A 13,660-nucleotide genomic window follows, 5' to 3' on the forward strand; every position below is an offset into this window, starting at 1 on the left:
GCCAGAACTTGCGGGCAGATCAGGCAGTACATCTGAATGAACTGCTGGAAGCCAACCAGCCGTTGCTGTGCGTCTATTTGCTACGCGATGAACTCAAGCGACTCTGGTTCTACCAGAGACCCGCCTGGGCTCAGAAAGCATGGGGACAATGGATCAGGCAGGCTCAGCAGAGCGGCATTGCGCCGCTCAAACTGTTCGCTGAACGCCTGCAAAGCTACTGGCACGGCATTCTGGCTCGCTGCAAACACCCGCTCAATACCAGCGTCGTCGAAGGCATCAACAACACCATCAAGGTCATCAAGCGTCGGGCCTACGGCTACCGGGATGAGCAATACTTCTTCCTCAAGATCCGCGCTGCCTTCCCCGGTAATCCGCGATGAACCATATAATAGCCCGCTGTCGTTCCTGAGCGGAATGCTGGGACGAACGCTTACATGCTAGTTTGAAATTGGGGCCGAGCGAAGCTCAATGCCGTCCGCGAGTATCGTCAACTCTTTAACCGTACCGCAGAACTGGCTGGGGGCGTCCCCTTATGCGTCACGGAGTGCATTGGGTCGGGAAACAAACATGGAGTCAGTTGCCGGGACCGAGTAACACGTCGATTGCAGCTTGACCGGCGATTTCGGCTACCAGATAGGCCCATCGCTCAGTAAAAGGGCCGTTGCTCAACGGGATACGGCCTCCCCGCGCGCCGAGCACTTCGAGATTTGTAGCGCCCGTTATCTGAAAGGTCACATTAAAGGTGTCCTCATCAGCAGCCGGAGTCAGTTCGACCTGGATCTCGAAGCCGCGGTACGCGATCGTTCGGTGCATGAAAACCTCCCTTTCGTCATTGGACGACTAACACGAGTCAGCATTGAACGGCTCGAAGGGACGGACCGAAGACACGTATGTCGAGGGCATCATAGCCGCGCGCTATTCGATCGCGTTCCAGATCAACCTGCTGTCGTTGAGCGTGGCCGTCGAAGCCGCTCTCGCCGGGGTGTAGGGTCACGGTTACACGACACACAGCGCATAAACGCGTACCTTCATCCCCTGATCGCGTCAGAACGCTAAAGGTTGGCGAGCAATGCAAGTTGATGTCCGGTCTCGTTACCCTCCACCAATGAGTAAGAGCACAAACACCTCCGTTCGTCGTACGAGAACCCGTACTCAAGGGAGAAGCTATCCCAACGCGCGTCTTCGATCGACATCGGTTTGCTGTGCGCACGCGCGAACCAGTTCATCATGCGACTCGCCTCGCGGCGAATCAGCGCGCGTTCCCTGTCCAGAACGTACGATTCGTGTCCGGCGCGAAGAACAAGATAGTGAGGAATTCGGTGCATTTCGCCACTCCGTGGGCCGTCAACGTTCAGTGAGCTTCATCAGTATGTCTGCATACCACGCGCAGTTCAGGCCGAGCGCCTCGTCATGCTCAGTGTCGCGCGCACCGATATCGAAGCGAGTCGAATGGACGCCGGGCAGCGTCCAGTGCAGTCCGTCGTCGTCAATATTCAACTGTCCGCCGTCTGCCATGACAACAGGGGCTTCGCTGGTTCGTCAACGAGGACATGCCGGCTCGTCACGAAGAGTAACCGCTTCTCGTGGGTAAAAGAGAAGCTGCTCGTGCTCGTCATCATCGCATCCTGCGAGAACGTATGCACGCGGGTAGCTGTTAGCCGTATTGAATCCATGAACCTTGCCTACCCGTTTGGCCGCACGTCGATGCAGCCCGATAAGCGTACGCGCGGCGGCGCTCGACGGTGGGCCGTTAGATTACTCCGGAATCGCAATATCGCCGTTGACGAGTTGCCGGCCGTAGACCTCGGCGAAGTGCTTCGCGCTCTGCGGATCCTCGCATAGGGGCATGTCTGCGCAACCGCAAAACGGATAGATGACCCGCTTGTCTGAAAGACGAATCACCTTCAAGGTCGGAACAATGCCACCCATCGTCCGATGAAACGAAGCGGTGACCGCATAGCTCTCCACGCCAGGCTTATCGTGCTGGATTTGCGTCTTCGCGATTGCAGGGTCTTGCAGCCGTCTCATAGATCACGCACGGACTGCCCGTCGACCTGTTCATCAATCAAGCGCTCCGCATAGTCGTTGGATGCCCTTCGCGCCTCGCCCGCATCGCCAAACGGCGCACGATGTGGAATTCGAAATACGCGGCTGGCCGTCGGTGTGTCGTCGGTGCCTCGGCGGCATATCCTGACGGCAGCGTTAAAGGCGGCATCGTAGTCGAGTGACCCAACGGCCTTCCGGGGAATGTGGGAGTAGACGAGGGGATAGATCTCCAACCCTCTGTAAGTTCTGACGTACACGCTCATGATGTAGTCCAAATGTGTGAGCCATGACGAGAAGTAGCCGGGAATCGCCCAGCGTGTGGCGAATGGGCGATTGCCGCAAACGAAATGGCGAGGCACGGCGCGCCGCAGAGCTCGGGAAGGAGCAACTATCGCAGCGGCGCAGCTAGCGGAATCGGCGTCCGGAGAGGGAATATCGCTGCCTCTGGAACGAGGAGGGAGCTGACCAGCAGTAGACGGGAATCAAGTGCCACCCGTGGAACGCGCACTCCAAGGGACGACGGGCATGAGAGAAGCCTAGAACTGACGCAATCAGTGTACCACCCGGCCCGGTAGCGGGCCTCCTTTTTATCGAGCGTCAGATCAGGCATCGGTGATCCCTGGCTTCGGATTGGCATCGTAGTCTGGCGGCCATGCCGCTCGGGACTGCGGCCGATGATGATCGTACGAAATCAACTTCGATGACTAACCGATGTTAGCCCCGGATCGCAGAACGTCTGCTGCCAGAAGCGCTCGCGACATTGGAATGTCCACGCGAAAGCGAAGGCCCCTTTATGGCCGATTGCCGTTGTACGCGGGTGGCGGCTTCCGCCGTTCTGCGACGTTGATGTCTGTCGATAGCTGAGGTCAGTGGCACGGGAACGGGTGAAATAAATTACGCAATTCTTCGTTTCGCGCAGAGACCTTTCGTACCTCCTCTGCTTGCTGTACGAATGACCTCATAGAGGTGGTCGCGCAAATTCAGACGGCCGGATAAGTGGAGCGGCAAGGGTCTTGAGCCAGCGATAATGCCGGCAAAGGAACCGGAAAGATGACGAAGAGAACCCGACGGACGCACTCAGCGGCGGTCAAAGCGAAGGTGGCGCTGGCAGCGGTCAAAGGCGAGCGGACACTGGCCGAACTGGCGCAGCAGTTCGATGTGCATCCGAACCAGATCACGGAATGGAAACGGCAGTTGCAGGAACGCGCGGCCGACGTGTTCGGCACGGCCGGGGCGTCGCCGCGCGAGCCCCCGGTAGGCGCTGCATGCCAAGATCGGTCAGTTGGCCCTGGAGAACGGTTTTTAGAAGGCGCGCTCACCAAGGCGGGCTTGCTGAGCGCAAAGCGATGATTGACCGTACGCATGCGCTGCGGGTTTCGCAGCAAGCGCGGCTGGTTGGACGGCAAGGGAAGCTGGCGCGACAACGTGTTTGTCGAGCGGGTATGGCGCAGCATCAAGGACGAAGAGGTCTACCTGAAAGCGTACGAGTCGGTCAGTCATGCTCGGCGCTCCCTCGGCGAGTACATCGAGTTGTACAACCGAAAACGGCCTCATTCGAGCTTGGCGGATCAAACGCCAGATGAGGCATACTTCGCGACGCTGCCTGCGATCAAATTGGCAGCATGACTGCCTCGGACGTTCCACTTAAAAATCTCAGAATACCGTCCGAACGGGCGCGGCCACCTCTGAACCGCGCGCGCAGATCGGCGGTGGCCGGGGAAAAACGATATTCCGGTAATTAATACGTTGTTGCAATGCTCCGAGTAAAAAATTCCATTCATCCCCCTGCATATGGCCGGATTGAAGATCTTTCACTCGGGCGCTTTTTAATGCAACGGGATGTGTTCATAATCTGCGTTTTAAAGTCGCGATTATGAAGTTTGAACTCGTTCGAGTTCAACTCTTTTGATATTATTCGGCAACGAAAAATACGACGATCCGGATATCTCGAATCGAGAGGTGGGGAGAGGGCGATGAGTTTTGCTGCAAGTAGCGGTGCCGGGGGCGCTGCGGGAGGCGGGGCGACAAGTCTGCTGGCGGGTGTGGCCGGGCAATTGGGCGGCCTGACTGGCGTACCCGGAGTCGGCGCACTGAATCAGGCGGCGCGCGCGATGCAACTGGCTCAGACGACGGCGTCGCTGCTCGGCGGCAAGACACCGGGCGGGATCGCGGATGCGCTGAATGCGGTGGCGGGCCAGAAGCCGAAGCTCACCCAGATGAACCGCTTCGTGACGCTGCGTTCGTCGCTCGGTCCGGACGTGCTGCTCGTTACCGCGATGACGGCCGATGAGCACGTGAATCAGCTCGGCGAGATTCACCTCGATCTCCTGTCACACCAGCGCGACCTGAAAATCGATACGGTTGTCGGTCAGCCGGTGTCGATCGCGCTGAATCCGCAGAAGCCGGGCCTGTTCGGGGTGCTCGGCGACGAAGATGCGACCCGGCGCTATTTCCACGGCCACGTGGTGTCGTTCGCGTGCGTCGGCAATTCCGGCACCGTGACGCGTTACCAGATGACGGTGGTGCCGTGGTTCTGGTTCCTCACCCGCTCGACCGACTGCCGGATCTTCCAGAACCAGAGCGCGCCCGATATTCTCGCGTCGGTTTTCCGGGAATACGGTTTCAACGACTTCGAGCTGAATCTGAAGGGGCAGTACAAGCCGCTCGAATACATCGTGATGTACCGCGAGTCCTATTACAATTTCTGCGCCAGGCTGATGGAGCAGGAGGGCATGCTCTGGACCGTGCGGCACGAGAAAGACAAGCATGTGCTCGTGATTGCCGACAACAACGAGGCGTTTCGGCCGATTCCGGACCTCGACACGATTCCGTATTACGCGGACAGCGCCGCGAGCGACCTGAACGGCATTTCGCAATGGAACGAAGCGTTCAGCTTCCGGGTCGGCAAGATCACCTATCGCGACTTCAACCATCAGACGCCGTCGTCGCCGCTGCTGCACGTCGAGGTGCCGACCACGCTGCAGAACCCGAACATTCACACGACCGAGCGCTACGAATACCAGTCGCTCTACGATCACGGCGACGACGGGCAGCGCTATGCGCGTTTCGCGATGGAAGCGGAAGAGGCGCAGGCGCATCGTTTCGACGGCGCCGCGAGCGCGCCCAAAATGTCGACGACGTCGCGCTTCAAACTCGCCAATCATCCGAGTTCCGCGTTCAACAACAAGGAATTCGCGATCCTGCACGTGCGGCACGAGGCCGTGAACGACTACACGCGCCAGGAAGCCGATCAGCCGTACCGGAATACGTTTTCCTGTCTGCCGGCGGACGTGCCGTACCGGCCCGAGCGGCGCACGCCGAAACCCTACATGCACGGTACGCAGGCGGCCGTCGTGGTCGGCCCGGAAGGCGAGGAAATCCATACGGACGGCTCGTCGGTCAAGGTGCACTTCTTCTGGGACCGGCGCGGCAAGCAGGACGGCACCGATTCGATCTGGGTACGCGTGTCGCAGCCGTGGGCGGGCGGCGGTTGGGGCGGCTCCGCCATCCCGCGCATCGGCCAGGAAGTGATCGTCGCCTTCAACGAGGGCGATCCGGACAATCCGGTGATCGTCGGCCGCGTGTTCAACGGCGAAGCGAAGAACCCGTATCACGGCTCGAGCGGCACGACGATGGGGATGCGCAGCCAGACGCACAAGGGACAGGGCTTCAACGAAATGAAGTTCTCCGACGTCGCGGGTTCGGAAGAGGTGTTCGTGCATGCGCAGAAAGACATGAACACCGTGATCAAGGACAACGAAACCCGCTCGATCGAGTCCGGCAACCGTTCGATCACCGTGCACAAGGGCGACGAAATCAAGCAGGTTTCGCTCGGCAATCTGACCGAGACCATCGCGCAAACCCGCTCCACCACCGCGAACGTCGTGAACACCGAGGCGATCGCGAGCAAGGCGGGTCCGGGGATGCAGAGCCATCAGGCGACGGACGGCATCGAGCACCGCGTCGGCGAGAGCGTCGTCACGCTGACGAAGGACAGCATCAAGCTCGCGCATGGCGCGTCGACGGTGCTCATCAACCAGAACGGCATCTTCATCGACGGGCCCGTCATTCACCTGAATCAGGGCACCACCGTCACGCCGGAGCAGGCGCTCGCGATCCAGTGGGCGAACCAGCAGGCACTGATCGCCGAAGGGCTCGCCAGCGCCGATCCGAAGATCCGCGATGCGGCCAAGCAGTATGCGGCGACGCTGAAGGCCCGGCAGATGGCCCAGTTGTCGAACGCGGTGTATTCGCCGGGCACGGCGCCGCCCGGCTGGAAGAACATCACGAACGATCCCGACGCGCTCTCGAAATACGGACTCAAGCCGAAGGACTTCAAGATCGCGGGCAGCAATTTCGGTGCGCAGGCCTATGCGCCCGATCCGGCGGTGTTCGGCGACAGCATGAAGCCGACCGTCGCGTTCAAGGGCACCGAGCAGCTGCTCGGCGAGGACATGGGCAACAATCTCGAACAGGGGCGCGGCGTGGAGTCGCCCTACTACGCGCAGGCCGTGAGCATGGGCAAGCGCATTCGCGACTCCGGCGGCGCGGGCGATCTCGACCTGACCGGGCATTCGCTCGGCGGCGGGCTGGCGGCGGCGGCGTCCGAAGCGAGCGGCTCGCCCGCCACGACCTTCAACGCGGCCGGCCTGAATCCGGCCACACTGCCGCTCTACGGCGCGGCGCCGCAGGCGGCGGCGATCACCAACTACCGGGTCGACGGCGACGTACTCACCGGCATGCAGGAAGGCCGTCTCGGCCCGATCAGCGACGCGACCGCGTCGCTGATGCCGAAAGCGGTCGGCGATCAGATTACGATTCCGGGGACCAGCATGACCACCATTGCTCGGCACAAGATGCCGCAGGTGCTCGGCGGCATGGATTCCGCGGCATCCGGGCAAGCGTCGACGCTGACATCCCTTCTCGGAGGAAATTGATGCGGTACAAACATATGACGGCGGTCGGCGCGATCGTCGCGGCCGCCGGCTTGAGCGCCCCGTTCTGGTGGCCGGCCAACGCACAAGGGACCAACATGAGCGGATTCCATCGTTACCCGCCGGAAGATTTCTTCTCCGGCGCCCAGCTTGAGCTTGCCAAAGCCATTCGCGACGGCAATCTGGCACGCGTGAGGGAACTCGCGCCGAAAACCGATCTGGCCGAACTGGGAAACAAGAAGACGAGCGTGCTCGCGTTCGCCGTGCAGGAAGCCGTACCGGTAAAGGGCGATGCGGCCAACGTGCGCAACCAGATCATCAGCGAACTGGTGAAGGACGGCGCGAAACCGGATCAGAGCTTCGGCGCGAACGACGCCAACGTCGCGTATATCGCGGCGAAATCCGATACGACGACGCTGCTCGCCGCGCTGCTGGCGGGCGGAATGACCCCGGACCTGCGCTACGACGGCGACACGCCGCTCATTTTCGCGGCGGCCGACAACCGGCAACTGCCGCAGCTGAAGCTGCTGATCGAGCACCGCGCCAACGTGAACCTGCGCGATTCGCTCGGTGAAACCGCGCTGTTCGAGGCGACCCGGCTGCGGCAGTGGGATGCGGTGGATTATCTGCTGGCGCACGGCGCCGATCCGACCGTCGCGAACAAGAACGGCCTGAAATTCGCCAAGACGCTGTTCAACGAGCTGACCATCACGCCGAAGGATTCGCCGCAGCTTCCGCGCGTCGAGGCGATCCGCAAGCGCGTCGTCGCAGCGGGCGTCCAGTGGCCGCCGGCCTGAGCGCGGCCGAATTGACCGCCTCGTGAGCGGGGCGGGATTGCGCGACCCGCGTACCGATCCCGCTACCCGGAACGATTTGAACGATCCACTCGCCTGACCTCATGACCGACGCCCCCGACCGCATCCGATTCCATGAAGGCAGCATCGCGCTGCCCGCCGGTTTCGAGGACCGCACCACCAACCTGTTCGTGCCCGCCGATCTGACGGCGCAGCCCAACCTGAGCGTCGCGCGCGACTGGCTGAAGGACGGCGAGACGCTGCCCGAATATGTCGACCGCCAGCTTGCGCTGCTTAAATCGCGGCTGGCCGGGCACAAGCTGATCGCCCGCGACGCAGAGCGGCTGGGGGGCGACGTCGATGGGCTGGTCGGCGAGCGCATCGACGCGACTTATCGGAACGGCGGCCGCGCCGTTTACCAGCGGCAAGCCGCATTCGTCGTCGCGCCGCGCCGCGCGCTGATTTTCACCGCATCGAGTCCGAAGGGTTTCGACGACGCGTTCAATACCTTCTGGCGCGGCTGGCTGGACGGCTACCAGCCCCCCGAGGCAGACGATGCGGCCGGACAGGACTGACGGAGACACGCCATGTTCGAAGCGGCGCGGGTAACCGATCCCATTGAACACACCAGCGCGCTCGCCGGATTCCTGGTCGGCGCCGTCATCGGCATCGCGCTGATCGCAGCAGTGGCGTTCGCCACCTTCACCTGCGGCTTCGGCGTCGCGTTGCTGGCCGGCATGGCCGCGGGCCTCGGCGCGAGCGCGATCCTGTCGTTAGGTGAAGCGATCGGGAAGATGTGCACCTCGCAGTCGGGCAAGATCACCACCGGCTCGCCGAACGTGTTCGTCAACAACAAGGCCGCCGCGTTCGCGACGGCGAGCGCCGTGACATGCGACAAGCACAGCCCGATCCCGCTGGTTGCGCAGGGTTCGAGCAACGTGTTCATCAACGACAAGCCCGCCGCCCGAAAGAAGGACAAGATCACGTGCGGCGCGAGCATCAGCGACGGTTCGCCGAACACGTTCATCGGCGGCGGCACGAAAACCTATCTGCCCGTCGACGACGAAGTACCGCCATGGCTGCGCACCGCGGTGGATTGGGCGTTTGCGCTGGCCGGACTGGTGGGCGGCCTCGGCGGCCTGATCCGGGAAGCGGGCGGCCTGTCGCGCGCGGTGCTGCCGTGCGCCGCAAAGTTCATCGGCGGTTTCGTGGCGGGCGAGGCGATCAGCCGCTACGTTGCCGCGCCCGTGATGAATCGCGTGATGGGCGGCTTGTTCGGCCAGCCGGTCGACGTCACGACGGGCCGCAAGGTGCTGCTCGCGCAGGATGAAATCGACGCGGTCGTGCCGAGCCCGTTGCCCGTCGTCTGCGCACGTTTTTATGCGAGCAACCTGACCGCTGCCGGCACGCTCGGGCGCGGCTGGGTCCTCCCGTGGGAACTGCGGATGCAGGCGCGCGACGGCCGCTTCTGGTACACCGACGCGCAGGGCCGCGAAAGCGGTTTTCCGGCCGTCAAGCCTGGACATACGGCGTTCAGCGAAACGGAGCAGCGGTATCTGACCTGCACGCCGGACGGCCGCTACATCCTGCACGACCTGAACGAGATCTACTACGACTTCGGCTGGCTCGATCCGGCCGGCGATCGCACCGCCTGGGTACGCCGCATCGAAGATCAGGCTGGCCAGTGGCAGCAGTTCGAGCGCGACAGCCAGGGGCGCGTGCGCGCGATCCTGACGAGCGGCGGCATGCAGGTCGCGCTCGACTACGAAGCGGAGCACGGCCGGCTGGCGTCGATCGCGACAGTGCACGACGACGGACGACAGGTGCTGCCGGTCGTCGCCTACGGCTATGACGAAACCGGTCAGCTCGCATCGGTGGTCGATGCGAACGGCGCTGTCGTGCGGCGCTTCACGTATCGCAACGGTCTGATGACGAGCCATGCGAACGCGCTCGGCTTCACCAGCAGCTACGAATGGGCGGACGTCGGCGGACAGCCGCGCGTCGTGGCGACGCGCACGAGCGACGGCGAGCACTGGACGTTCGGATACGACCTCGACAAGCGCGAGAGCTGGACGCGCCACGCGGACGGACGGACGGCGCGCTGGCGCTACGACGCGCAATTCCAGGTGGTCGAGAGCGTCGACCTGGACGGCAGCCACTACGGCATCGAGAACAACGACGCCGGGATGCCGACCGGCGTCTATCTGCCGGGCGACCGGTACATCGCGTTCAAATACGACGAAGCGGGCCGGATGGTCGAGGCAATCGATCCGCTCGGACGCTCGACCCGCACGCGCTACGACGGCAACAGCCTGCGTCCGGCGGAAGTCGCCCTGCCGGACGGGCGCGTCTGGCAGGCCGAGTACGATCGTCAGGGTCGGCTGCTCAATACCAGGGACGGGCTGGAGCGCGTCACGCGCTACGAGTATCCGGACGGACTGACCGACCGGCCCGTCGTGGAGGTCGACGCACGCGGCGGACGCAAGACGCTGACGTGGAACCTGAAGGGGCTGTTGATCGCCCATACCGATTGCTCGGACAAGACCACGCGCTACGAGTACGACGCGCAAGGATGGCTGACGGCGACGGTGAATGCACTTGGCGAACGCGTGAGCTATGTGCGCAGGCCGACCGGCGAACCCGTGCGAGTCGTGCTGGCGGACGGCAGCAGCGAACGTTTCGAATACGACGCGGCGGGATTGCCGGTGCGGCACGAGGGCATCGGCGAGCGCGTTACGCAATGGGTGCGTAACGCGCGCGGCCAGACGCTGCAGGCGGTCGATCCCGCGGGGCGCGAGCTGCGTTACCGCTACGACGAAGAAGGGCTGCTGACGGAACTGGCGAGCGCCACCGGGGCGCGTTACGCGTTCGGTTACGACGCGATCGGGCGGCTACTGGGCGAGACGCGGCCGGACGGCATCGCGCGGCGTTTTCGCTATGGCNCGAAGAAGGGCTGCTGACGGAACTGGCGAGCGCCACCGGGGCGCGTTACGCGTTCGGTTACGACGCGATCGGGCGGCTACTGGGCGAGACGCGGCCGGACGGCATCGCGCGGCGTTTTCGCTATGGCGAGGCGGGCGACCTGATCGAGGTCGAGACGACCGGCGCACCGGATCCGGGCGTGGAGATGCCGGACGGGATCCGTCCCGCGCGGACGGTGAGACTGATGCGCGACAAGATGGGTTTCGTGCTGACCCACGAAACGCAGACGGACGTGACCCGCTATACGCGCGATGCGGCCGGGCGGCCGCTCGTCATCGAGCGCACGCCGACCGAAGCGGGCTTGGCGCTCGGCGTCGTGCCCGATACGGTGAAGCTCGCATACGACAGAGCCGGCCGGTTGATCGCCGAGGAAGGCGTCAACGGCGCGGTCGGCTATACGCTCGACGAACTGGACAATCTGTCGACGTTGACGCTGCCGCACGATCAAACGATCGACTGGCTGCGATACGGTTCGGGGCACGTGCACCAGATCCGCGTCGGCGATCAGGTCGTGAGCGATGTGGAGCGGGACGATCTGCATCGCGAAGTGATGCGCACGCAAGGGCGTCTGATGCAGCGCACCGGATACGATGCGCTCGGCCGGCGGCAGTGGCAGTCGGCCGGATTCGCCGGGGATGCGATTGCACCGTCGCAGGGGCAGTTGTGGCGCCGCTATCGCTATGACGCGACGGGCGAACTGACCGAGCAGCGCGACAGCCTGAGGGGCAGCACGCAGTATCAGTACGATCCGGCAGGGCAGTTGCTGCGGCAGTACCGCGCATCGGACAACGAAGCCGAAGCGTTCGCCTGGGATGCGGCCGGCAATCTGCTGGACAACGCGCAGCGCAGCAGTCGGGGGTATGTGGAAGGCAACCGGCTGCGGATGTGGCAGGACCTGCGATTCGAGTACGACGCGTGGGGCAACCTGGCCGTCAAGCGCAAGGGCGCGAATCGGGTGCAGCGGTTCACGTACGACGCGCAGGACCGTCTGATTGCCGTGCGGACGGAAACGCCGCGCGGGGCGGCGCTCACGCGATTCGAATACGACGTGCTCGGTCGCCGGACGGCGAAGACGGATACGGCGGTGCACGGTCCGGGGCAGAACGGGTCGAGCGAGCGGAAGCGGTTCGTCTGGGAAGGGTTGCGCCTGGTGCAGGAGATTCGCGAGACGGGCGTGAGCAACTATGTTTACAGCTCCGATGCGGGATATGCGCCGCTTGCGCGGATCGACGCGGTGAGCGCGGATGCGCTGGCGTCGGCGGCGATCGAAAAGGCGAAGCGCGGGTCGAGGATCTATCACTTTCACACGGATGTGGTGGGCAGCCCGCAGGAGGTGACGGACGAGTCCGGTGAAGTGGCGTGGGCCGGCGAGTATGCCGCGTGGGGGCGGGTGAAAGAGGACGGCCGGACGTTGCCGCAGGCGCGGATCGATCAGCCGTTGCGGTATCCGGGGCAGTATTCGGACGAAAGCACGGGGCTCCACTACAACACGTTCCGGTATTACGATCCGGATGTCGGGCGGTTTATTAATCAGGATCCGATTGGGTTGGCGGGTGGGGAGAATCTTTATCAGTATGCGCCTAACCCGGTTTCGTGGATGGATCCTTGGGGATGGGCTGGCAATCCGGCTACTGCTACACACATTACGTATCAAGGCATTGATGCAGCAACAGGAAAGCCATATGTGGGGTATGCCAGCATGCAAGGCAATCAAACGGCGCAAGACGTACTAAATTATCGCTATGGGAGCGATTTCAGTCGATTTGGTGGGCAGGCTCCGGATATCTTATATGAAGGTTATGGGCAGGCAGGGAAAGATACCGCACGAGGGCTTGAGCAGCGAGTATTTGAAAAATTAGGTGGCCTCGAAGGAACTGCTAACAGGCAAAATCCTGTGGGCATGGGAAATGGGCGGCGAACGGAATATTTGACGGCGGCAGATAAGCATCTAAATAAATCCACTGGGAAATCCGGTGGAGGTTCCGGGTGTTAAGGTAGGCTTAAATTTACATTGTCCAATATGGCAAATCGAGTGAGTTGGATTCGTAATGATTTGGTCAGTCTTAAATTAAGAGATGGCCTGTTTACAATTGCGCAAATGCTGGCGAGTCCGGTGATGCAGTTTTATGGGATGAGTAATTCGGACGGTGATTGGAATGGGGTAGATTTGAATTTAACTGATCCGTTGTTCAGGGTATTTGTTGGGAAGGTGGTTGTTAAGAAGATGGCCGAGGAAAAGTTAGATAAGAAAATAGCTATTCCAAGGGTTGATTGCGGCAATTATAAATTTATTAAACCATATACCCTTGGAATGGATGGCGATCATTACAAGGGAGGTCGTAATTCATTCCCATTTCTGGGTGGGAAATTAATAGACCTTGGCCCTGACGGTGATATTGGAGTTACGCTGGCGCCGGTGCTCAGGGACGATTTGGCTTTGCCTGATGATCGTGAAATTATCGAGCGCTATGAGCTGACCAATATGTGGGGTGATGAGGATTTGACCGATCGATTGATTCGATATTTCGAGACAGGCATCAATCGTGACGATCTCAAATTCGAAGTGTTTCCTGGGCTCTGGGATGATCGAGAGTCGCTCCGGCCGCTCACTCGTCGTCTGCCTGTTCCGCGGCGATGAGGCTGGTTGGCGAGACCCCTGTGGACGCATGGGTCTGACGCAGCTGTTTGCCGGCATCGACGCCGGACGGCGAAGACGGGTATGGCGTAAAGATAAGTGGCAGAGATCCGTTCTTTAGCGTCGGCGGTGATCGACAGGGCGAAGCGCGGGTCGAGGATCGATCATCGGCCGGGATTGCTCTTTTCCGGCCGGGGGTGTCAGAAATTCCGTGTTCAAGGCGGGGTTGAGAATCACACGGATGGCCGACTGAATCGGTCTTCGTAAAG

10 protein-coding genes and 2 pseudogenes are annotated in these 13,660 nt (G+C 62.0%); 8 read left to right on the forward strand and 4 right to left on the reverse strand.

Going from position 1 to position 13,660, the window contains the following annotated elements:
* A partial coding sequence (locus tag RZR99_RS31110) for a transposase (protein WP_323123576.1) occupies positions 1 to 380 on the forward strand: 380 nt, incomplete at its 5' end.
* A 193-nt stretch (positions 381 to 573) separates the two neighbouring features.
* On the opposite strand, the gene RZR99_RS31115 is transcribed toward RZR99_RS31110, so the two are convergent.
* A complete protein-coding gene (locus tag RZR99_RS31115) occupies positions 574 to 813 on the reverse strand; it encodes a hypothetical protein (RefSeq protein WP_323123577.1) in 240 nt (79 codons plus the stop codon).
* 43 nt (positions 814 to 856) lie between these two features.
* On the opposite strand from RZR99_RS31115, the gene RZR99_RS31120 reads away from it, so the two are divergent.
* Complete coding sequence (locus tag RZR99_RS31120) at positions 857 to 988, forward strand: hypothetical protein (RefSeq protein ID WP_323123578.1); 132 nt, start codon at positions 857 to 859, stop codon at positions 986 to 988.
* Positions 989 to 1,344: 356 nt separating this feature from the next.
* Here RZR99_RS31120 and RZR99_RS31125 read toward each other — a convergent pair whose 3' ends face one another.
* From RZR99_RS31125 to RZR99_RS31135, 3 genes are all read right to left on the reverse strand, one after another.
* Entirely contained in the window at positions 1,345 to 1,497 is a 153-nt protein-coding gene (locus tag RZR99_RS31125) for a hypothetical protein (RefSeq protein ID WP_323123579.1), read from the reverse strand.
* Positions 1,498 to 1,755: 258 nt separating this feature from the next.
* Complete coding sequence (locus RZR99_RS31130) at positions 1,756 to 2,028, reverse strand: DUF6723 family protein (protein WP_323123580.1); 273 nt, start codon at positions 2,026 to 2,028, stop codon at positions 1,756 to 1,758.
* On the reverse strand, positions 2,025 to 2,309 hold the full coding sequence (locus RZR99_RS31135) for a hypothetical protein (protein WP_323123581.1): 285 nt from the start codon (positions 2,307 to 2,309) through the stop codon (positions 2,025 to 2,027). The genes RZR99_RS31130 and RZR99_RS31135 overlap by 4 nt, the downstream gene beginning before the upstream one ends.
* Positions 2,310 to 3,096: 787 nt before the next feature.
* Here RZR99_RS31135 and RZR99_RS31140 point away from each other — a divergent pair.
* The 6 genes and pseudogenes from RZR99_RS31140 (at position 3,097) to RZR99_RS31165 (ending at position 13,394) form a co-directional block, all read left to right on the forward strand.
* Positions 3,097 to 3,672: pseudogene (locus RZR99_RS31140) on the forward strand (integrase core domain-containing protein).
* A gap of 347 nt (positions 3,673 to 4,019) precedes the next feature.
* Entirely contained in the window at positions 4,020 to 6,983 is a 2,964-nt protein-coding gene (locus tag RZR99_RS31145; RefSeq protein ID WP_323123582.1) for a type VI secretion system Vgr family protein, read from the forward strand.
* Entirely contained in the window at positions 6,983 to 7,777 is a 795-nt protein-coding gene (locus RZR99_RS31150; protein ID WP_323123583.1) for an ankyrin repeat domain-containing protein, read from the forward strand. The genes RZR99_RS31145 and RZR99_RS31150 overlap by 1 nt, the downstream gene beginning before the upstream one ends.
* Before the next feature lie 101 nt (positions 7,778 to 7,878).
* Positions 7,879 to 8,349 (forward strand): DUF1795 domain-containing protein, encoded by a 471-nt coding sequence (locus RZR99_RS31155; protein ID WP_323123584.1) that lies wholly within the window; start codon positions 7,879 to 7,881, stop codon positions 8,347 to 8,349.
* Positions 8,350 to 8,361: 12 nt separating this feature from the next.
* A pseudogene (locus RZR99_RS31160) lies at positions 8,362 to 12,749 on the forward strand (RHS repeat-associated core domain-containing protein).
* A 39-nt stretch (positions 12,750 to 12,788) separates the two neighbouring features.
* Positions 12,789 to 13,394 carry a hypothetical protein gene (locus RZR99_RS31165; RefSeq protein ID WP_323123585.1) on the forward strand — a complete coding sequence of 202 codons (606 nt, stop codon included), beginning with the start codon at positions 12,789 to 12,791 and terminating at the stop codon, positions 13,392 to 13,394.
* Positions 13,395 to 13,660 lie beyond the last annotated feature (266 nt).

Origin of the sequence: Burkholderia alba (genome assembly GCF_034721475.1) — a bacterium.
GTDB lineage: Bacteria > Pseudomonadota > Gammaproteobacteria > Burkholderiales > Burkholderiaceae > Burkholderia > Burkholderia alba.